Annotated in this window: 15 protein-coding genes and 1 pseudogene; 10 read left to right on the top strand and 6 right to left on the bottom strand. The window is 52.7% G+C overall.

Annotated elements, in window-relative coordinates; genetic code table 11:
* Positions 1–7: 7 nt before the first annotated feature.
* Positions 8–241: a hypothetical protein gene (locus Y71_RS14580; protein WP_007374831.1), complete on the bottom strand. Its 234-nt coding sequence runs from the start codon at positions 239–241 to the stop codon at positions 8–10.
* A 673-nt stretch (positions 242–914) separates the two neighbouring features.
* On the opposite strand from Y71_RS14580, the gene lpxP reads away from it, so the two are divergent.
* The 7 genes and pseudogenes from lpxP to Y71_RS14540 all read left to right on the top strand — a co-directional run bounded on the left by lpxP (position 915) and on the right by Y71_RS14540 (position 9,283).
* On the top strand, positions 915–1,823 hold the full coding sequence (gene lpxP / locus Y71_RS14570; protein WP_007374834.1) for a kdo(2)-lipid IV(A) palmitoleoyltransferase: 909 nt from the start codon (positions 915–917) through the stop codon (positions 1,821–1,823).
* 390 nt (positions 1,824–2,213) lie between these two features.
* Positions 2,214–2,468: an EF-hand domain-containing protein gene (locus Y71_RS14565; RefSeq protein WP_007374836.1), complete on the top strand. Its 255-nt coding sequence runs from the start codon at positions 2,214–2,216 to the stop codon at positions 2,466–2,468.
* Positions 2,469–2,533: 65 nt separating this feature from the next.
* The gene (locus tag Y71_RS14560; protein ID WP_007374837.1) at positions 2,534–3,565 is read left to right on the top strand and encodes an efflux RND transporter periplasmic adaptor subunit; all 1,032 of its coding nucleotides are present in this window, start codon (positions 2,534–2,536) and stop codon (positions 3,563–3,565) included.
* Positions 3,558–6,692: pseudogene (locus Y71_RS30745) on the top strand (efflux RND transporter permease subunit). Before Y71_RS14560 ends, Y71_RS30745 begins: the two are co-directional and overlap by 8 nt.
* The gene (locus Y71_RS14550; protein ID WP_007374840.1) at positions 6,689–7,420 is read left to right on the top strand and encodes a response regulator; all 732 of its coding nucleotides are present in this window, start codon (positions 6,689–6,691) and stop codon (positions 7,418–7,420) included. The pseudogene Y71_RS30745 and the gene Y71_RS14550 overlap by 4 nt, the downstream one beginning before the upstream one ends.
* Positions 7,417–8,724: an ATP-binding protein gene (locus Y71_RS14545; RefSeq protein WP_081120780.1), complete on the top strand. Its 1,308-nt coding sequence runs from the start codon at positions 7,417–7,419 to the stop codon at positions 8,722–8,724. The genes Y71_RS14550 and Y71_RS14545 overlap by 4 nt, the downstream gene beginning before the upstream one ends.
* A gap of 331 nt (positions 8,725–9,055) precedes the next feature.
* Positions 9,056–9,283 carry a DUF1737 domain-containing protein gene (locus Y71_RS14540; RefSeq protein WP_007374842.1) on the top strand — a complete coding sequence of 76 codons (228 nt, stop codon included), beginning with the start codon at positions 9,056–9,058 and terminating at the stop codon, positions 9,281–9,283.
* Between the two features lie 408 nt (positions 9,284–9,691).
* Here the strand turns inward: Y71_RS14540 and Y71_RS30400 are convergent, their stop codons facing one another.
* Positions 9,692–10,000 (bottom strand): hypothetical protein, encoded by a 309-nt coding sequence (locus tag Y71_RS30400; protein WP_035943411.1) that lies wholly within the window; start codon positions 9,998–10,000, stop codon positions 9,692–9,694.
* A gap of 240 nt (positions 10,001–10,240) precedes the next feature.
* Here Y71_RS30400 and Y71_RS14530 point away from each other — a divergent pair, with 240 nt between their 5' ends.
* Positions 10,241–10,747, top strand: a complete 507-nt coding sequence (locus Y71_RS14530; RefSeq protein WP_007374843.1) for an RNA polymerase sigma factor — start codon at positions 10,241–10,243, stop codon at positions 10,745–10,747.
* Positions 10,748–10,917: 170 nt separating this feature from the next.
* Here the strand turns inward: Y71_RS14530 and tolA are convergent, their stop codons facing one another.
* The 3 genes from tolA to exbB are packed head-to-tail and all read right to left on the bottom strand — an operon-like array spanning position 10,918 to position 13,183.
* Positions 10,918–11,775, bottom strand: coding sequence for a cell envelope integrity protein TolA (gene tolA / locus Y71_RS14525; RefSeq protein WP_007374844.1), 858 nt, complete (start codon positions 11,773–11,775; stop codon positions 10,918–10,920).
* The gene (gene exbD, locus Y71_RS14520) at positions 11,772–12,209 is read right to left on the bottom strand and encodes a TonB system transport protein ExbD (protein ID WP_007374845.1); all 438 of its coding nucleotides are present in this window, start codon (positions 12,207–12,209) and stop codon (positions 11,772–11,774) included. The genes tolA and exbD overlap by 4 nt, the downstream gene beginning before the upstream one ends.
* A gap of 2 nt (positions 12,210–12,211) precedes the next feature.
* Positions 12,212–13,183 (bottom strand): tonB-system energizer ExbB, encoded by a 972-nt coding sequence (gene exbB / locus Y71_RS14515; RefSeq protein WP_007374846.1) that lies wholly within the window; start codon positions 13,181–13,183, stop codon positions 12,212–12,214.
* Between the two features lie 385 nt (positions 13,184–13,568).
* Between exbB and Y71_RS14510 the strand changes: the two genes are divergently transcribed.
* Entirely contained in the window at positions 13,569–16,271 is a 2,703-nt protein-coding gene (locus Y71_RS14510; protein WP_081120778.1) for a M16 family metallopeptidase, read from the top strand.
* Positions 16,272–16,322: 51 nt separating this feature from the next.
* Positions 16,323–17,576 carry a thioredoxin family protein gene (locus Y71_RS31115; RefSeq protein WP_007374849.1) on the top strand — a complete coding sequence of 418 codons (1,254 nt, stop codon included), beginning with the start codon at positions 16,323–16,325 and terminating at the stop codon, positions 17,574–17,576.
* A gap of 151 nt (positions 17,577–17,727) precedes the next feature.
* Here the strand turns inward: Y71_RS31115 and Y71_RS14500 are convergent, their stop codons facing one another.
* Entirely contained in the window at positions 17,728–20,325 is a 2,598-nt protein-coding gene (locus Y71_RS14500; protein WP_007374850.1) for a TonB-dependent siderophore receptor, read from the bottom strand.
* Positions 20,326–20,339: the final 14 nt, after the last annotated feature.

Here is a 20,339-nt window from a genome sequence, read left to right as displayed (position 1 = left end):
ACGCGCATTAACGTCTGCCGTTAATGCGCTGATTATCCCTGAGAACATCAATCGCAGTTTGCATGGCGACTTTGTCATCCCGCCTTTTTTGCTTGCCCTGCATAACCTGAAGGTATTCAAGCAACGTTCGGGTATTAATCGGTCGGCCCTGTTTACCCACAGCCAGCACGGCTTCACCAAGAATAATTTTCACGGGCGGCAACTGTGCCGGGTACCAGTCAAGGGTGTCTTCTGATTTCATCATAAATTTCTCATGGAAGGGTATTGTATCATAAATCAGACATTCAATTTTCAATATCTGGTGTTCTGCCTGCTGGCTATTATTCAGATCATCAGAATGCGGATATATTGGGGGCTTATCAGCCCCGCAACCTAATCTAAACGATGCCGGGAATGACAACATTTCTCTTATACTGCTGTGGTAGAGGCCATGATAATGAAATCTATTAAATCTGTTTTTATTGAAGGAGATATCCTTTCGAACAGCCGTCACAGACAGGCAGGTCAATCTTTCTGTATTCGGTATCCACCGGGCCAGATTTAATAATGGCCACTATGCAATTATTCGTGAAATATCAGGGGTATGTTTCAAACCGGGCGAAGTTATTCAACGAAAAGGTTATGGTTTTATAACCTTACCCAAATTCACCTTTTCGCTTTTGAGTATCCTGAGGATGATGAATCCAGAAGACAACTTCCTGCATGCCAATAATCAACCCATAAATTTATGGCAAAAAAATTACTGCTTCACTATTTTCTCCCGGTTCTCCATATTTTTTACCATTACTTGCAGGATTGTTTTATTTTCTGAATTTAAACAGTCTGCAACTGTCTAAAACGATGTGTATCGCTAAAGACGAATTCTTCATTATTTTCCTTATGCGTTACAACTTTCATTAGCATTAAGGAAATTTATGTCACAACCCTTTAATCATAATTTACTCTATCCCCGCTACTGGTTTACCTGGTCTGGTTTGGGCCTGCTGTGGCTTATAGTTCAACTTCCTTACCCGGTCTTACATATTCTGGGCTCTGGTCTTGGAAAAATATCCAGACACTTTCTGAAACGCCGGGAACGTATTGCGATTAAAAATATTGAGCTCTGCTTTCCCGAAATGACACCATTTGCCCGAAGCCAGATGGTCAATAAAAACTTTGTTTCTCTCGGTCTGGGACTGATGGAAACGGGCATGGCCTGGTTCTGGAGCGATGCGAGAGTCAAGAAATGGTTTGATGTCGAAGGGGTTGAAAACCTGACCAATGCAACCAGAGGGGTAATGGTTGTCGGGATTCATTTTATGTCTCTTGAATTGTGCGGAAGAGTCATGGGGTTATGTCATCCTATGATGGCAACGTATCGCCCACACAATAATCCATTGATGGAATGGGTTCAGACAAAAGGGCGTATGCGTTCAAATAAAGCGATGATTAATCGACGTAATTTATCTGGCTTTGTTCATGCTCTTAAGGCCGGTGAAGCTGTGTGGTTTGCACCTGATCAAGATTATGGGCCTAAGGGCAGCGTTTTCGCTCCCTTTTTCTCCGTAAAAAATGCAGCCACGACGAATGGAACATATGCACTGTCAAAACTCGCTGGCGCAGATTTGATCACTCTTAGCATGATCCGACGGAGCGATAAAAAAGGTTATCAGATGTATATCAGTAATCCGTTATCAGGCTATCCCGAGGGCGACGAGGTCGTCGCAGCTGGTTACATGAATAAAATCATCGAAAATGAAATCCTCCGTGCCCCTGAACAATACCTGTGGATGCACCGCCGGTTTAAAACCCGTCCAGCAGGTGAAGCATCCTTATACGAATAATCACATCGACCTGTGACCCGCATCGGATACCTCCTTACTGGCAACAGATAGTGGTATCTGAATTACGCGTCGGTAAAACGGCGTTAATTGTGGCGCATGCAAATTCAATATGCGCGCTGATGACCTTCCCCGAAAAACTCAGTGACGAAGCGATTGCGCGCTTGCATCTCCCAACCTGGTGCCAATCATCTCCTTAATGCACATCTCCGCCAACGTGGTTACGCCGCGCATCCTGAACTGAGCGGGAGTCAGCTCAGTGTTCCCATGACATGCGATGACATAAGTCTGGAACAATTCAGAAACCCTTCCTGGCTGGCTTTTCTATATTCTTTTTCCGTGAGGTTCTGCTTTTCCCGATACGCTCTCATTAACGGTAACTCGAGGTAATAAATGAAAAAGTTTCTGATGCTGGCTGCAGGTTTCGTCTTTATCAGTGCTGCCAGCGCAGCACCGGCGGATAGCCTCGCACAACGTATGCAAAATCGCTTTACTGCCGCGGATACCAATCATGATGGAAAACTGACTCTGGCCGAGGCGCAGGTTGGTATGCCACGCGTCGCCCGGCACTTTTCAGAAATAGATACCGCGAAAAATGGCTATATCACCCTCTCGCAACTCAGTGCATTTATGGCTGCGAAAAAATAATCAACCCCATGAACGCGCTATCCATGAAGACGCTTAGTGTGACATGCGGGTATGGACTGTTGTTGATGGCCGGCTGTTTTCTGGCGGGCTGTAAGCCACAGGAAAACGCTCCCCGGCAGTCGGTTCCTGTGGTTTCGGTAAGCGTGCCGCAAAAACTCACATTTGACTCGTCAATTACCGTCACCGGGACACTGAGTGCTTCAGAGCAGGTGCAGATTGCAGCGCGCGTCGCTGCGACGCTGCAATCTGTCAATTTTAAAGACGGCGACCTGGTACAGGCCGGACAAGTGTTGTTTACGTTAGACCCGGCTGCCTTACAGGCACAGCTTAATTCGGATCAGGCCACGCTGATAAATGCCCAGCGTGAAACCGACCGCGACCAGGCACTCTATCCGTCACGCGTTATCTCCTTGTCAACCTTGCAGGACGCGCAAACCGCCAGAGATCAGGCCCTGGCACAGCGGGATATTGCGCAAATTAATCTTGGTTATACGCGTATTACCGCACCTTTCACCGGACGCATCGGGCGGCGCACCGTTGATGTCGGTAATCTGGTGGGTACCAGCGGTAATACCGTGTTAGCCACGCTGAATAAAATCGACCCGTTGTATGTCACTTTCAGCCTTAATCAGTCAGACGCGACGCGTTTTGGCATTATCGCCGCACGCAGCGATGCTGTCGCGCATCAGCCGTTAGATATCACCATTCCCGGACTAAGTGAGCCTCTGCATACCGCCATCGATTTTGTCGATAACCAGCTTGACAGCGCCAGCGGCAATATCACCCTGCGCGCGACTCTGCATCAGCCGCCAGTTAACCTGCTGCCGGGTATGTTTGTCCAGGTCACTCTGCATGCGGCAGCGCCAGTGAGCCAGTTGCAACTTCCGGCCACGGCAGTGCAGGGCGACAGTATTTTCCCGGTTGCCGCGGATGGCACGGTTAGCCGCCTTAGCGTTAAAACGGCTCCCGGTAGCGGTGAGCATGTCATTTTGCTCAGCGCAATTGACAACACGCAACGCGTCCTGACCTTTGCCCGTCCGGATTTGTTGGGGAGAAAGGTGAACATCAGCAACGAGGCGCAAAGCCAGCATGATTAAGTTCTTCCTCGACCGGCCAGTTTTCGCCAATGTGTTGTCACTGATTATCCTGATCCTCGGCGCTGCTGCGTTATGGGTGTTGCCGGTGTCGCAGTATCCCCCCATCACTCCGCCGACGGTTCAGGTGGTGACTCACTATCCAGGAGCCAATGCACAGACTTTGCAGGGGCAGGTAGCGTTCCCCATTGAGCAGCAGGTAAATGGTGTCGAGAACATGCTGTATATGAAATCCACCACCGGCAACGATGGTACCTATACCCTGAATATCACCTTTGCTATCGGCACCGATAGCGACCAGGCTCAAATCCTGGTGCAAAACCGTGTGCAGGCTGCGCTTTCCCAACTGCCGGATGCGGTGCAGCAGCAGGGGGTAACGGTGCGTAAAAGATCAACGGCCATTTTGCAGTTGTATAGTCTGCAATCGAGCGACCCGGCTCAGGACACACTGTTTTTGAGCAACTACGTCACTAATCATCTGCGCGACTCACTGGCGCGCATACCTGGCGTGGGTGATGTCACGGTGTTTGGTACCGGAAATTACAGCATTCGCATCTGGCTGGATGCGGCGCGTATGCAGCAATACAGCCTGGTACCGGATGACGTCATCAGCGCTATCAAAGCGCAAAACCGCAGCGTCAGCGCCGGGCAGTTGGGCGCTCCACCCGTCGACAGTGGCCAGCAGAGGCAACTGACGCTTAACGTTAATGGCCTGCTGACCGATGCCAGCCAGTTCAATCAGATCGTTATTAAAAGCAGCACCCAGGATGGTGGCAGGCTGGTGCGTTTACAGGATGTCGGCCATGCCGAACTGGGTTCATCGAGTTATTCGCAATTTTTCACCATGGACGGTAAACCTGCAGCAGGGATTGCTATTTCACAGTTACCGGATGCCAATGCGCTGGACGTTGGCGCAGCAGTCGCTGCAGAGATGCAAAAAATGTCAACCCAACTGCCGGCAGGTATGCACTATTCACTGCCATTCGACACCACCAACTTTATTCAGAGTTCAGTCGATGACGTCTACAGCACCTTGTTGATTGCCGGTCTGCTGGTTTTACTGGTGATCGTGGCATTTTTGCAAAACTGGCGGGCGGTGCTGGTACCCGCCACCACGGTACCTGTCACCCTTATCGGCACGTTCGGTGCCATTTACCTGATGGGTTTTTCCATCAATCTGCTGACGTTGTTTGCCATCGTGCTGGCGATCGGTATCGTGGTTGATGATGCGATCGTGGTGGTCGAAGGCGTGAGTCATCATATAGAACAGGGATATACGCCGCGCGAGGCGACGCTGCGTGCCATGCGCCAGCTGTTGCCGCCAATTATTTCTATCACCCTGGTGCTGGTGGCAGTGTATCTCCCGGCCAGCTTCTTACCGGGGCTTAGCGGCCAGATGTATCGTCAGTTTGCGCTGGTGATTGCCGTGACGACCTTGCTCAGCGCTCTTAATGCGTTGACGCTGAAACCGGTGCAGAGCGCACAGTGGCTGCGACCAGTGAAAGAGGGAACCAGGCCCTGGGTTTACCGGAAGTTCAACTAGGTTTTCGGCTGGCTGGAGAACGTTTATCTCAACGGTGTTCGCCGCTTAATCCGCCACAGCAAAGCGGCGCTTATCGGTGGCATGGTGATGATCGTGCTGGCGTTAGCTGCCTTCCTCAAAATTCCTACCGGATTTATTCCGCTGGAAGACCAGGGTTACCTGTTGGTATCGCTGCAACTGCCAGACGCAGTTTCGCTGGGAAAAACCGCCAATGTTACTCAACAGGTAGAGGGCATGCTGAATCAGCAGCCTGGGGTAGATCACGTCGTGGTCATCGGTGGACTGTCACCGCTCGACAATAATGCGTCCTTGTCCAACGCGGCGCTGATTTACATCACCCTGAAGCCCTGGAACCAGCGTGGCAGGAACCAGGATTTACGTTCAATCTATCTCAACCTGAATAAACAACTGGCAGGAATTCCCGATGCCAATGCACTGGTGATTGTGCCGCCGCCGATTCAGGGCGTCGGTAACGGCGGCGGTATGCAGATGATCCTGAGCGAGAATGACGGGAAAAGTGATTACAGACATCTGCAGCAGGTGAGTGACAATTTTGCCCGACAGGCGATGGCACTGCCGCAAGTGTCGCGCATGTTCAGCACACTGCGCGCTGATGTGCCGCAGATCAATGTCACGCTGGACAGAACGCGCGCGGCAGCGATGGGCGTATCTCCCGGTGATGCCTTTGATGCGATGCAACAGTATCTTGGTGCCAGCTATGTCAATCAAATCACCCGCGAGAACCATAGCGTGAAAGTTTATGTGCAGGCGCAGTCAGATCAGCGTCTGCTGCAACAGCAAATCTCCGCACTGACGGTAAAAAATGCCAGCGGTGAGCCGGTTTCGCTGGCGACACTGGTCAGTTTCACCCCGACCCGGGGGCCAGTTGTTGCTTCTTTATATAATCTCAACCCGGCTGCCACGCTCACCGGTATGCCCGCACCGGGTTACAGTAGTGGGGCAGCGATGCAGGCATTGGAGACACTGGCTAAAGCCACTCTGCCGCCGGATATCAGCCTGTCCTGGACCGATATGTCGTATCAGGAAAAAGTGGCCGGAAACCGTATCTATATTGCCTTCGCCATGTCACTGCTGCTGGTTTATCTGGTGCTGGCGGCACAATATGAAAGCTACTGGTTACCTGTCAGCGTAATCCTTGGTGTCCCACTTGCCTTATCAGGTACGGCAATCACATTGTTAGCGCTGAATATCGCTAACAATCTTTATACTCAGATTGGCGTGTTATTGCTCGTCGGTCTTGCCGCCAAGAATGCGATCCTGATTGTCGAATATGCCCGTCAGCAGCGCCTGGCCGGTAGTAGCATCATTGATGCTGCACTGACGGCGGCCAGAACGCGTTTCCGGCCGATTATCATGACATCGCTGGCGTTTACCCTGGGTGTAGTACCGCTGATCTTTTCCAGCGGTGCCAGCGCCAGCGCCAGAAAATCACTGGGGATTACCGTTTTTTCGGGAATGTTGTCAGCGACTTTGCTTGCCATTCTGTTAGTCCCTTGTTTTTATGTCGTTTTGCAACGTGCACAAGAGGCCTGGCAGGCGCGACGCAGTCGGGGGAATGATTTATGAGTGACGCGAAACCCGGGTATAAGGCGAAGAAAATCCTCGTTCTGGACGATGAAAATGAACTGCGCAGCATGCTGCAACGCTATTTAAGCGATCAGGGGTTTGAAGTCAGAACGGCGGAAAACAGCGCGCGACTCGACCGGTATTTGCAGCGTGAACCTTTTGATCTGCTGGTGCTGGATCTGATGATGGAACCGGAAGATGGTCTGTCCGTTTGCCGCCGCCTGCGCGCGGCGAAATACACGTTGCCTATCCTGATGCTCACTGCGCGCGGTGACCCGATAGACCGGGTGATTGGTCTGGAAACCGGCGCTGATGATTATCTCGCCAAGCCTTTCCTGCCGCAGGAATTGGTGGCGCGTATTAAAGCAATCTTCCGGCGGCAGGCGTTGCAGCGTGGTGAAACACCCAGCGGTTCGGGAGAGGTCTGTTTTGGCCCTTACCGCCTGGATATCACCCGTCAGACGCTTTACCGCGCAGATCAACCGCTGGCACTAAATTCTGCTGAAATGAATCTGTTGATTGCGCTGGCTACCACGCCTAACCGGCCGATCAGCCGGGAGAATCTGCTGAACCGCGCCAGAGGACGCGAGTATGAAGCGCTGGACCGAAGCGTCGATGTGCAGATTTTACGCCTGCGCCAGCAACTTGAAGTGCAACCTTCCGAGCCCCGCTGGCTGAAGACCGTCTGGGGCATGGGTTACATGCTGATTGTAGATAGCGAAACGTGAAAAAATTCTGGCCTCGCTCACTGCTGGCACGCAACAGTGTCCTATTGATATTGCTGGTCACATTGACGCAATTCACCACGCTGGCGGTGTTTCTGGTTTTTATCCAGAAACCCCGGGTCAATGACGCCGCCTCGCTGATTGCCTCGCAGATCGTAATGCTCGATAAGCTGCTGGCAGCGGTGCCAGCCAGGGATCGTGATCGCTATGTGCAGGCGGTGCAGGGCGTTGCTCAGCCACCACAGCATTCCATAGAAATACCCACGCTGGGACTGGCTGGGTTCTATCGTCGTTATTATCTGAAAGTCTTTCTTGATAGTCTGCATCAGCAACTTCCGGCGGGCATTCAGTTGCGCTGGGAGCAGGCACCCGGAAAAAAATTATGGGTGAAGGTGAACACCGCCGGGCAGCCGTACTGGATTGCGCTGGCCGTGGAGCCTTCGGACCATCTTTCTGGCCTGATAAGCGCGATTTTGCTGTCAGTCGTTTTGTCCCTGATGGCATTGTTCACCGCTTATGCCCTGCAACGGCGCATCAACCGGCCACTGACATCACTGGCTCGGGCCGCAACTGACGTCGGAAAGGGAGGATGGCCGCGTCCCTTATCGCCAGAAGGGCCGACTGAAATCAAGACGGTCAGCCTGACATTTAATCACATGCTGGATGGTCTGGCTGAGATGGAGAATACCCGGGCGCAGATGCTGGCCGGTATTTCTCACGATCTGCGAACGCCACTGACCAAGCTGAGGCTGTCGCTGGCAATGCGTGAGCAGGGGAAATCCACCCAGGATGATTTTGGTCGTTATTTTGATGACGTTGATAACATTCTTCAGCAATTTATTGATTATGCCCGTGGCAGTGCAACGGAGTTAACTCAGCCCGGTGACATCAACCAGATAATTACCGAGCTGACACATGATTTTACCGGGCTGGGACAGAACTTTAGCCTGAACCTTGCCCCGCTGCCGGTGTTCCTTTTCCGCCCCGTCAGCGTGATGCGCCTGCTGACAAACCTGATGCAAAACGCAGCCAAATATGGCCGGACTGGATTAGAGGTCGCCAGCTGGCGGGAACAAAATGTCGCCAAAATTGCGGTACGCGATCGCGGTCCCGGTGTATCAGAGCAGGATTTATTGCTGATTATCAAGCCCTTTCATCGCGGAGCTGGTACTGCCGCCCGGCATAACGGTTCCGGGCTGGGATTAGCCATCGCGCACCAGATTGCCCGGCAGCATGGCGGGGATCTCAGCGTCAACAGCCGGGCAGGCGGCGGGCTGGAGGTGATGGTTACGCTGCCTTTAGTCTGAGATTCCAGTTTGCCACAGTCTGTAGTGGCACGATTTATCGTTCCTTCAGATCGGTGTCTCAATATTATTGATACGTGTATTTTCACAATACGAGAGCATTTTAAAATGCTTCTTGATTCGATATTCCGCTCCTCCAGCATCCGGACATGCACCTTAACCGAAATTGCCGGGAGAAAATCTATGGTGTGAACCACGCGCAATTACCCGGACAATGCATTTGAACATGCCGTGAGCTTTGTGGTCAGACTGGCCATCGTGGTATTTTACGGTTTTGTGAAGATGAGAATAACGACAGAGCCTAACAGGCTAAATTTGAAAGAGGAGTACTACCATGATCAATCCAGAAATAAAAAATAAGGGCCATGAACCTCCGGATGGTCTTCCTCGTTACCGTCTCCTGACAGGTAAGGATGACGCTAAATTTTGTCATCGGGTTTCAGAAGCGCTGGCGCTTGGTTATCAACTGTATGGTTCCCCCGCCGCGACGTTTAATGGGCAGGATGTGATTGTTGCACAGGCTATTATATGGCCTGAGGTGCAGCCGGATCAGGCTTCGTAGCAATGGCGTCGGTTCACAGCGTCCGGAATCCGCCCGGCGCTGTTCTTCACTGCCTGTGTTTGTTGTAAGGTAATTCGCATCACTCGCCGCGACACATTTTTCTTTACGCAGGCCTTCTTATTCGTTCTGTCTTTCACTGTTTGCCAGAACTGTGGACAGCAGTAATCCCACTCCGTGCTTTAATCAACGAGATGTCGGGTGCAAATTAACGGAAAGGCAGATTTGACTGGCGTATTCAGGAAGCAAAAATCAACCAATTCAACCATTATCAGGCAGATGTAAAGCTATCAACATCAGATCTCGTTTTCTGTAATTCAGGTGGCCTCACCTGCTATCTGATACTGGAGAAATACCGACAGCACCATTATTTGGCCGGGAACTCAAAAAATACATGGAACTAAAACAGGTCTATTGACAGGCCGTCTCACAAGTTACCAGTGCATCATTCGCATCTTTTTTGGGTGATGCGTCAATGCTTTTACGTGCTGGGTGGGGATAAGTTGGACGGAAAGCCCATTGTTTGAAAAGTGTGCCCCAGGAACGTGAAGTTGCACAAGCCTCCATTCCAACGATCAAACCTGCAGGAAACTGGAGAATGCAGTCCAGCAATTTAGCTCGGGAAACCTTACGGGTAATTGCAATCCCGTCATTCATCCAGACGCAGATCTGAAAGACTGATTTAACCAGATCGATGCTAATGACTTTTATCGCGTTCATGATGCTGTTCCTCTGAAAAAATACCCATTATAAATGTGGCAGAACTTGCGCTGAGAGAGGGACATCCTGGCTGTCTTTGTCAGCCCGTACTTTTCATACCGTTTCCTCATGCCCAAATCTTCGCGAATCTTTACTCACTCTCAGAGTATCTATATATGGAAATACTATTAGTGTCGTGTGCTGAATTCGTTTATATTTAGTTTAATATTGAATTATCCTTGTCCATCTGGAGTTATAACGGTGATAGCAACTCATAATATTCTCGATGTGTTTGTTGATCTCCATCCGACATTGCAGCGGATAATCACCTATCGCACCGGTTCACGGCAGGTTGCTCAGGATCTGACGCAGGATATTTATTTTCGCATACTTAATCTGGCTAATCAGTTTCCGACTCATGACGACGCGCGAAATTATTTGATTCGCATCGCCATGAATGCCTCAACGGACTATGTTCGTACCGAACAACGCCGTAGCCAGCTACTCAAAGGCGCTTTTGAGCTATTTGAAAACTACATGCCAACCCCGGAAGAAAACCTGCATTATAAGCAGCAAATAAAAGAGATAGATGATGCTTTATCCTCTTTACCTGAAAAGTCTCGAGAAATCCTCTACATGAGCCGCGTTGAGGGTATGACTCATGCACAGATAGCAGAAAAGCTTGGCGTATCCCGTAGCCTGGTAGAGAAATATGCGGTTAAAGCAGTGCTGCACTGTCGGGAAGTTTTGCTGAAAAATCAGTCGTAATTTAAAATATATTATCACTTCCCTTTTATTCTTTATTCCATCCTTGTTATTTTATTTATCCAGTAAAACTTCTCACTCCCATTTTTTAAATTTATTCACTTTTGCGCAGACGATAAAAAATCGCCACCTTCGCATTACGACGATGGCGGTAATTTTATTTTAGGCTTCAGTCAAACATTGCGAATAGAAAATGAAACTGGCACCACTAATACCATTCTATCCGATTGCGTAAACGCGCTGGCCGGTGGTTTTGGAAGCGGAGATGCTCGCTCCAGCAGCTGGAGCGATTCACGATCCAACGTAACATAACCTTTACTTTTCTCAATAGCAGTTTCCAGTACATTGCCATTGCGGTCGATAGTGAAGCGTACCATCACTGTATCCTGCTGTTTCATCCGCAGCGCATAGCCGGGATAGCGCTTCTCGCGCTGAAGCTGGGCGAGGATCATCGACTGCCAGTTCTGCTTCTCCGTGGCGGCCTGATTACTGGCGGCGCCGACCTGCGGGGCCTGATTCTGTTGTGAAAGCCGTTCGCTGCTGTTGCTGCGCACTGAGTCCGGCGTGGTGATTAATGCCGGTTTTTTTACCTCAACTTTTTTGGGCAGGGGTTTAACTTCGCGTGGCTTAACGGTTCGCTGTGGTTTTGGCTGTTTAGCCTCCGCTTTCGGCCTCTGCTTGCTGTCGTGGACCACCGCTTTGACCTCGGCGTTTTTCACTTCTTTCGCCGCCACATCCAGTTTGGCGGACGAAGGTGGCGGTTCTGATTCAACGGGTTGGCTAGCCTGCTGTGCAACGCTTTCCTGGCTGGAAATCTGCGAGGTGGTTGGCATCACCGCCATAATAACCGACATCGGTGCCGCTGCCGGGTTGGGCATCACCATCGGTGGTGCCGGCGGTTTCCGCAGCAGATATATCAGCACTAACAGATGTACAGCAACCGCCAGCAGCAGACCGATTGACCACGACAGCTTTTCTCCACGCGGCTTTACGCGCAGGGGCTGGACATTATTGAGAATAAAGCTGGTCATGGATGATTCCCCGCCGCCTCACTGGGCAGGCCAATCAATGCCACTTTGGTATAGCCGCCATCGCGCAGCAGATCCATAAAGGTCATCAGCCGTGCATAGTCGATATCTTTATCTGCCCGCAGGAAAATCCGCGCGTCCTTATCGCCGTGGGTTCCGGCATCCAGATCGGCGATAAAATCTTCGCGGCTCACCGGTTTATCACCGATGTACAGTTGGTTATCGCTCTTCAGGCTGACGGTAATTGGCTCCGGCGCAGGCGTCGGCTGGCTGGAGGTGGTTGACGGCAGATCCAGCGGAATATTGGCCGTAGAGAGCGGCGCCGCTACCATAAAGATGATCAGCAGCACCAGCATCACGTCGATAACTGGCGTAACGTTGATCTCGGCAAGCGCGTTCAGATCGTCGCCGCCAGCGGATTGAGAGGAGAAGGCCATAGCTATGATGCTCTCGTCAGAAGAGGATGAGAGTTCTGTTCCAGCGCATCCAGATCGTGGCTGAGCAGGCACAGGGTCAGGGTCATCGATTCGGCCAGCAGCAGGCGATAGCCGGTGATAAGCCTACCGATAACGTTGTAGAGGATGACCGCCGGAATGGCGACCACCAGCCCCAGCGCGGTGGTAAACAGCGCTTCGGCAATACCGGGTGCAACCACGCTGAGGTTGGTGGTCTGCGACTGCGCGATGGAGATAAAACTGTGCATAATACCCCAAACCGTGCCAAACAGGCCGATAAACGGCGCAACGGCGCTGGTGGTGGCGAGGATGCTGGCACCCCGTGTGGCCAGGCGCGCTTCCGCGGCTTCAATGCGCTGGATAAGGGCGACAACGCGGTCGCGCAGCGCTTGTACCGCTTGAGTCGACAGGCGATCATTCGCACGATCCAACTCGTTCAGCGCAACCTGGCGCATTTGTTCACAGCTCTTCGCGGAGAGCTCGCCACACTGGTGAAGCGAGCGTTTACCGGTCAGCAGCAGGAGATTTTTTCTCAGGCGGCGACCACGCACCAACAACTCCAGGGTTTTACCGGACCAGATGCTCCAACTGAGTACGGAGGAAAAAATCAGGATCAGGATCACCGCTTTTACAATCCGGTCCGCGTGGTGATAGAGGGCGAGCGGTGAAAAGTCTGTCAGCATCGGCGGTTTTGCGGCTACGGTGACGACAGGTCGTGTTGTACCAGCGGGTTGTGTAGCTCCGGTGGTTGCCGGGATAAGGTGTGGCTGAACTGGACTCTGAACACTTTCGCTGGTGGCGCTGGCGGAAACCGCATTGACCGGAATGGCCTGCGGTTCAGCCCGTACGGCCATCGATGCTGCGATCAATAACAGCAATGGCAAGCTGAAGTTGACGCGGATTTTTGCCGCACCCGACGCATCGTCAGATTTTTCAGAATTGGTATGCACGCTCATTCACTCCTCATTACACTGGCATAAATCATTCGGAATACCGCAGGTCAGCACTGCACGCTGTGGTGATACGATGAAAACGACCCTACCTGCCGTTTTCATCACCCGCCGCAGCAAAAAAACTCGATATTTTTAATGTCGTGTGATTTTTAGTTTTTTTTGCCAAATTAAAATTAATGGCCAGATAATTATTCTTGTTGAATCAGCCGGTAGCGCCAGCGCCTGTATATGAAGGTGATGAGCCGGCAACAGAAAATATTTTTTACTACCGGCTGCGAAAATTCTGTTGTTCAGTCGTTTCTCTCTCGTCCGGCCCCTGAATGGGTCTTCCCTGAATGCCGCTGAGCGGCATTCTGATATGTCATGCATAACCGAGAGAGGATAGATTTTGACAACGCAGTACAGGCCACGACCCATATCGGATAAGCGCGAGCCTCTGGCCGATATCGCTTTCCCCACCAGTACCTTCACGTTGGATAACGGACTAACGGTTATCGTGGCAGAAAACCGCGATGTGCCGCTGGTGTCATATCAGCTAATTTACCAGGTTGGTTCTAAAGATGAACTCGCAGGGATGACCGGATTTGCCCATCTTTTTGAGCATCTTATGTTCGAAGGCAGCGAACATGCACCCGGTTCCTTTCTGGAAAAGATGACTCATGCTGGAGCCACCAACCTCAACGCCTATACCAGCACCGATCGCACCACCTATCACGCCACTGTGCCGACAGGATCGTTTGACTATGCGCTGTTTTTGGAGTCGGACCGTATGGGGCATTTCTGCGACAGCATCAGTCAGTTGTCGCTGGATCAGCAGCGGCGGGTAGTGCTCAACGAAAAACTGGAGACCGAGAGCGGTCCCTACGGCAAGCTCTACGAGTTTAAATCGCGGGGCTGTTTCCCCGCTGAGCATCCCTACGCCCATACCGTTATCGGTGAAAAAGAGGATTTGATAGCCGCTACACTGGAAGATGTGCAGCACTGGTTCCGGAAATACTACACGCCTTCTAATGCGGTGCTCGCGCTGTGCGGCGATATCGATCTCGTTACCGCGCGGGAGAAAGTCAGCCACTGGTTTGGCGATATTCCTGCCGGACAGCCGCTGGCCCGTCCTGAAAGCTGGATCGCCGATATCACTCCGCAGCGCCGCGATCGCTACCAGGCGAAAGTCGCCAACGGTACACTGCAACTGGTATGGAACATTCCTCCGGCAGGTAATCCGGATGCCACGTTACTGTCGCTGGTGGCGGATTATCTCGCATCAGGGCTGTCTTCCGTACTGGTCAAAAATCTGGTGTACGTCAGGGAGATAGCCAGTAGTGTGCAGGCTATGGTCGCTGACGGTGCATTGTGCAGCCAGTTTATTATCAGTGCTACCGTTGCCGAAGGACAGGCGCTGTCCGCGCTGGAGCAGAGCCTGCTGGAGGAAGTGTACGCTTTTCTTGCGCAGCCATGCGATGACCAACGTCTGTGTGAGGTGAAGAATGATGCACTTAACCTGTTCCGCGATAGTTATAAGACTTCGGCGCAGATAGCCGCATTGCTCTCGGTTTGCCAGGTGACGCTGGGCAATGCCGATGCCTTTCGCCAGCAGCTCAGCCAGTTGGACAACGCCTCGCCTGACGATCTGCATCAGGTCGCCCGGCGCTGGTTGAGCCGCCCGCACTATACGCTGGAGATAGAACCCTTCACCGCCAGAACGGATGAAACGGCAACCGCCGCCCAGCGCACGCCGCCGCCAGCAATCCAGCCTCCGGTGCCACTGGTGTTGCCGCAGGTGCAGCATGCCCGGCTGGCTAACGGCATTCGACTGGTGCTGCTGGAACGGCATGGTCAGAACGATATCTACCTCGATCTGTTGTTGCCTACAGCTGCGCTACCGCGACCCGGTCAGCATCAACTGCTGAGCGAGCTGCTTAACCAGTCCGGAGCCGGTGAACGGGATGCTTTCTCCTTCAACCAGGCCTGCCGCGATCTGGGCTGCCGCATGGAGCTACGCCGGCGGCTGCGACACTTTTCGCTTTTGCTCTCCTGTCGCAGCCCGCAGTTGCCTGCCTCGCTGGCGCTGCTCAGCGATCGCCTGGCGCATAGTGTATTGCTGGAGGAAGATTTCCAGCGGCAGCGAGCAATCCAGCTTGATGCGCTGACCGAACAGCAGCAGATTGCCAGTGCGCTGGTCGTGCGCGTCCTGCCGGGCCTGCTCTATCCCGCAGGTCATCCTTGCCGGGTGCCTGGCGGGTCAGAAGGCACCCACGCCGGGCTGACACAGACCACGTTTCCCGAGTTAATGGCGGCTCTACCGCAACTGCTTAATGTCCAGGGGGCCACACTTGTTGTCACCGGCGATATAACCCTGGACGTGCTGTTGCCGCTACTGAATACCTCAGTAGGGCAGTTGGCGGGGCTGCCAATGGATAATGCTGCGATACCGCAGGCAGACCCGCCGATGCATCCCCGTGTCTGGATTCTTGATATCCCCGGTGCAGAGCAAACCTCCATCGCCGCAGCTTCACTGCTGCCGGGTGTTAGCGACACCGATGAAGCCGGGTTTGAGTTGTTGAACGCAGTATTCGCCAGCGGTTTTACCTCCCGTATAAATCTGAACCTGCGGGAAGATAAAAACTGGACCTATGGCGTAAAAGGGCGACTGATTAACGATTTTCAACAACGGGTTCACTACGTACAAACCGAAGTCCAGGCCGATCGTACCTGCGATGCCATCAGTGAAATTCTGGCGGAATACCGGGCTTTGATCGGCGAGCGGCCGGTGACGGCGGATGAGCTGGCAGAGGTTCGCCGTACCAGTCTGCTGGGTTTTAGCAGTAGCGCCGAAAGCCTGTCCGGACTGAACAATATGATCTCCTGGCTGCTGCGCAGTCAGTTGCCCGATGATTTTTGGCAGGCTCATCAGCAGCGTATCGGCGAAATCACGCTGGAGCAGATTAACGATCTGGCACAGCAGTTGTTCTCCCCTGAACGGCTGACCTGGGTGATTGCCGGGGATACCAGTCTGTTCCGGGAAGAACTTGCCGCGATGTTCCCCGGCAATCTGCACGTTATCAACGACGGCGGCGATGCGCTTTATGACTAAGCATGACCACAGCACAACGCGCAGCCCTTTTTCCAACATCATGGAGTTACTATGTCTGATCTCATTATTAACCTGACGGACCGCACGCTGGACGATGCCCTGAACCATGCTGAGCAGCCAGTGCTGCTGGACCTGTGGGCTCCCTGGTGCAGCCCCTGCCTGGCTATTGCTCCGCTGCTGGAGAAAGTGGCGGCGGCAACGGAAGGGCAACTGACGGTGGCTAAACTGGACGTGGAGGAGTATGAACATCTGCTGCCGCGTTTCCGTGTGCGCGGCATCCCTACGCTACTCCTGTTCCGCAACGGTAGCGAAGTGGCGCGTAAAGTGGGCGTGGATTCACTTTCAGATCTTAATAACTGGCTGAGATCGCAAGGGATTGTAATTGAATCTGAGGGAGAAGTGGTGGTGCCCGAGGTACAGCCCTGGCCATCTTTCTACGGTGACGACGAACTGCGGAGGTTCCTGACCGGGCGCCTGAAAGAGAAAGCACTGGCCGCTGAAATCTCTCACTATGCCTTCCCGCGCCCGAAAGATCTGCTGACCGCACCTTACGTGCTGGCAGGACAGGAATCGCTGGATGTATTTGAACGTGTTTCCGGCCTGCCACCCGCACTGGCGCTGTGGCTGGAGGTTCTCGATTTTGTCACCCCGCAGCAGATCGACGAACTGATCGCCGTTCTGGCGAGCGGAAAAGCCTACGGCGATGTTCCACTGCATTTACTGGTGCAGTGGCTGGAAGATGCGGATCTCCGCTGGCCTGCAGTGCTTTCGTCTTCGCTGAATACGCTACGGCTACACTGGATTGAACTGACACACCACTATCTGACCGGGCGGGAGACACCGCGGCAGGTATGGCTGAAGATTCAACAGGAAGCCAGAGAACATCACGATTCCTGCCAGAGTGGGCAGGATCTTGAACAGCATCTTTGTTCTCTGCTGTCTATCCTTTCGCCGCCGTCGGCGCTCAACGATACGCATGCGACGAGTACTATTCAGCATCACTGGTATCAGATCCAGTTCCATCTGGAGCAAATTAACGCAGGTTGGAGCAGGGATGAACTGGCGATGGCGGATCGACGCTGGGCGTGGATTGAACCACAACTGGCGGCAATCCCGGAGGAGGAATCAGAAGGCGCATTAGAAACGCTGCATTTGCAATGGCGGCAGCAGTCACCTGAGTTTGCTGATTATGTGCAGAAAGAAGCGCTTTTTAACGAAGATTTTGCGGCGGGAGAGCCGCAGCGCATACAGGTATTCAGAACGCGTTTCCTGCAATTGATGAAGCAGGCGCCTGACGCTGCATAATGACCTGAAATCAAAAACCTGCCTGCGGGCATGACGCCATCTATCCTCACCGATCGGCATCAGTTCCCGGGGCAGGTTTTTTTTGTGCCGTTTCCGGCGCATAAAAAACCCCGAATCATGATTCGGGGTGCAGCAGCAGGCGATAAGTTGGTTAGTCAAAGGTCCCGCTAATTGACAGCACAAAGTTACGTGGATCGCCGTACCAGTAGCCGCCGTGTAAGTTGCCGACGGTGGAGTAGTAAGTTTTGTCGAACAGGTTATTGCCCAACAGGGCGACACTCCAGTTGCGGTTAATAGCGTAGCCGATTCTGGCGGAATACACCGCATAGAATGCAGTATTGGCGTTGTAGTTGTGCTGGTTAAAATCATCGTCGTACCAGCTACCAATCTGTTTGGTCTTGCTCTGCGCCTGTACGCCAACGCCAAAGCTGAACTTGCTTAACGTCTCCCCGGCATTGTTAAACTGGAAGTCGTTCCACCATTTAATAGTGTGCTTTGGTGTGAAGGTGGTGATGCTGTCGTTAAGTCCGTCCGACGATAGATCAGAGGTCTTGTTAAAGTTATAGGTATATCCTAACGAGGTCTGCCACCACGGCTGTACGGTACCGGTGATCTCAAGATCCACCCCCTTGCTGATATTCGCATCCGGCGCGTTGCGGTAGTAGCCCGTACGTCCGCCGCCCAGATTTACAGAATCAGCGCCGATCAGTTGCCCCTGATTCACCAGACGTATTTGATACAGCGACAGCGACGCATTCAGCAGACCTCCCGGTTGGGCGTACTTGAGGCCGGTCTCCAGATTACTGCCGGTCTCCGGATCGATCTGCTGTCCTGAAGGTGCGATCATATTACTCTGCGGGATGAAGATCTTAGTGTAGCTGCCGTACCAGCTCAGGTCATCGTTAATATCGTAGCTGACCGAGTAGTAAGGACTTTCCCACTTACGGGTGGATTCGCTGATGTCGCTCTGATCGCTGGCGGTACTGGTATGGGTATTACTTTTATAGGCGTTCAGCCGAAGACCGAGGCCAAAGTGCAGTGGTTTCCACGGGGTAAGTACCAGTTGCGAGTACATCCCCCAGTTTACTGAGGAGCCGCTGCTCATATACGCATAATAGCCCGCCGGAATTGACGGTTCAGGCACCGAGGTATCCCAGTGCCACGGGTCCATTATCGGGCCAGTGGTACCGAACCAGCCGTTGACCATGCTGGCAGCATCGGGGGAGGTCATCCAGTAGTTTTCTTTGGAATAATTGCCACCGAAAGTCAGCTTCTGCGGTAGGCCAAAGACGTCAAACTCTCCGGTCAGCGTGGAGTCAAAAGAGAACTGTTTGTTATTACTATTGCTGCCGTCGGCGGAGATGGGCTCGGCTGAGAACAAGCCGGTATCCGGCATAATATTTCCGGCGACATTAGAGTAAATAGTGCTGTTACGCTGATACAGCCCGGTATAGTTCAGGTTGAAGTTCCAGCGGTCGCCAATTTTCTGAGCCAGCTTAGCAAAGATTTCACGCGTATCGGAGTCTGACTTTTCCCAGGGAAACACCCACGCCGTTTTGCGACTGAAATGGGGATCTCTGCCATCCGGGTAAAGCTCCAGGCCGTTAGTAAGTGGTACGCCGCGAATGCGCTGATAGCTGCCGCCTATGGTTAACAAGGTGGATGACGTCAGGTCGGCTTCCAACGTGCCGTAGGCCACGGTATTTTCATCTTTTGCCGTGCGGTAAAAATGGTGGCTGTCTTTGCGGGTTAAGACGGCACGGGCGCGCAGCGTACCAGCGTCATTCAGCGGAGAAGTAAGGTCCAGCGAGTTCTGATAGTTATCCCAACTGCCCGCCGAGCCGTCGTACTTTAGCTGAAAGTGATCGAGCGGGCGTTTACGTACCAGGTTAACAGTCCCGCCCGGGCCTGTGGTGCTGAAACCGTTAAACAGATCGTCGGCACCGCGCAGGATCTCCACGTGATCGTACATCGACATATCAAAAGAAGGAGAAAAGCGGTTGTTATAGTTGGTGCCGCCGGTGATATCGATCGGCGATCCACCATCGATGCTGGCTCGAGTGATCTGAAATCCACGCGAGTAAAAATTTTTCTCGCGCGAGTTATTGCCCTGTTGCACTGTGATGCCAGTGCCTTTTTGCATCGCATCGTTCAAGGTACGAATACCTTGCTGCTGCATGGTTTCACTGGTTATAACGCTGACCGACTGTGGCGTATCTTTAACGCTGGTTGCTCCCTTGGAACCGACGGTAAGCATGCCGCCATTCAGACTGCCGGACCCTTCGGTTGCGGTAATGTCCGTGCTGCCATTAACACCTTTGATGTCGCTGCCCTGATCCAGCGCGCCATCTACCTGAACCGTACCTAAAACTTCGGTACCGTCGGTTGAGGCCTGTGCGGTGCTATAGATCTGGATGGTATTGGTGTTGACATATTTAAAACTCAACGGGGTGCCCGACAGCAGCGTACGCAGGGCGTCATCAGCCGAATAGTTGCCGCTGAAGCCCGCACTCGAAAGCCCGTTGGTCAGTTCGCTTGGCACAATGAGTTGAAGGCCACTCTGCTGACCAAAGGCCAGTAGCGCCTCGGCCAGCGAACCGCCGCCAGGAATGCTGAAATTATATCGCTGTACCTGCCTGGCGTTGTCTCCGGCTGGTGAAGATTGCTGCGCCAGCGTGGATGAGGTGCCCGCCAGGTTTCCCCCCAGCACCGCCAGCATCAGCCAGGAGTGATAGTTTTTCGATGCCATAAAGTGTGATTCCA

Source organism: Kosakonia radicincitans DSM 16656 (assembly GCF_000280495.2).
Classification (GTDB): Bacteria; Pseudomonadota; Gammaproteobacteria; order Enterobacterales; family Enterobacteriaceae; genus Kosakonia; species Kosakonia radicincitans.
Note: the sequence above shows the minus strand (reverse complement) of the source record. Positions and strands in the feature narration are given on the sequence as shown.

What these genes read in the sequence shown, in the direction of transcription:
- Y71_RS14560 (WP_007374837.1), top strand. Translation starts at nt 2,534, where the DNA reads ATGGCCGGCTGTTTTCTGGCGGGCTGTAAGCCACAGGAAAACGCTCCC.
- Y71_RS14550 (WP_007374840.1), top strand. Translation starts at nt 6,689, where the DNA reads ATGAGTGACGCGAAACCCGGGTATAAGGCGAAGAAAATCCTCGTTCTG.
- Y71_RS31115 (WP_007374849.1), top strand. Translation starts at nt 16,323, where the DNA reads ATGTCTGATCTCATTATTAACCTGACGGACCGCACGCTGGACGATGCC.
- Y71_RS14580 (WP_007374831.1), bottom strand. Translation starts at nt 241, where the DNA reads ATGAAATCAGAAGACACCCTTGACTGGTACCCGGCACAGTTGCCGCCC.
- tolA (WP_007374844.1), bottom strand. Translation starts at nt 11,775, where the DNA reads ATGACCAGCTTTATTCTCAATAATGTCCAGCCCCTGCGCGTAAAGCCG.
- Y71_RS14500 (WP_007374850.1), bottom strand. Translation starts at nt 20,325, where the DNA reads ATGGCATCGAAAAACTATCACTCCTGGCTGATGCTGGCGGTGCTGGGG.
- Y71_RS14540 (WP_007374842.1), top strand. Translation starts at nt 9,056, where the DNA reads ATGATCAATCCAGAAATAAAAAATAAGGGCCATGAACCTCCGGATGGT.
- Y71_RS30400 (WP_035943411.1), bottom strand. Translation starts at nt 10,000, where the DNA reads ATGAACGCGATAAAAGTCATTAGCATCGATCTGGTTAAATCAGTCTTT.
- exbB (WP_007374846.1), bottom strand. Translation starts at nt 13,183, where the DNA reads ATGAGCGTGCATACCAATTCTGAAAAATCTGACGATGCGTCGGGTGCG.
- exbD (WP_007374845.1), bottom strand. Translation starts at nt 12,209, where the DNA reads ATGGCCTTCTCCTCTCAATCCGCTGGCGGCGACGATCTGAACGCGCTT.
- Y71_RS14565 (WP_007374836.1), top strand. Translation starts at nt 2,214, where the DNA reads ATGAAAAAGTTTCTGATGCTGGCTGCAGGTTTCGTCTTTATCAGTGCT.
- lpxP (WP_007374834.1), top strand. Translation starts at nt 915, where the DNA reads ATGTCACAACCCTTTAATCATAATTTACTCTATCCCCGCTACTGGTTT.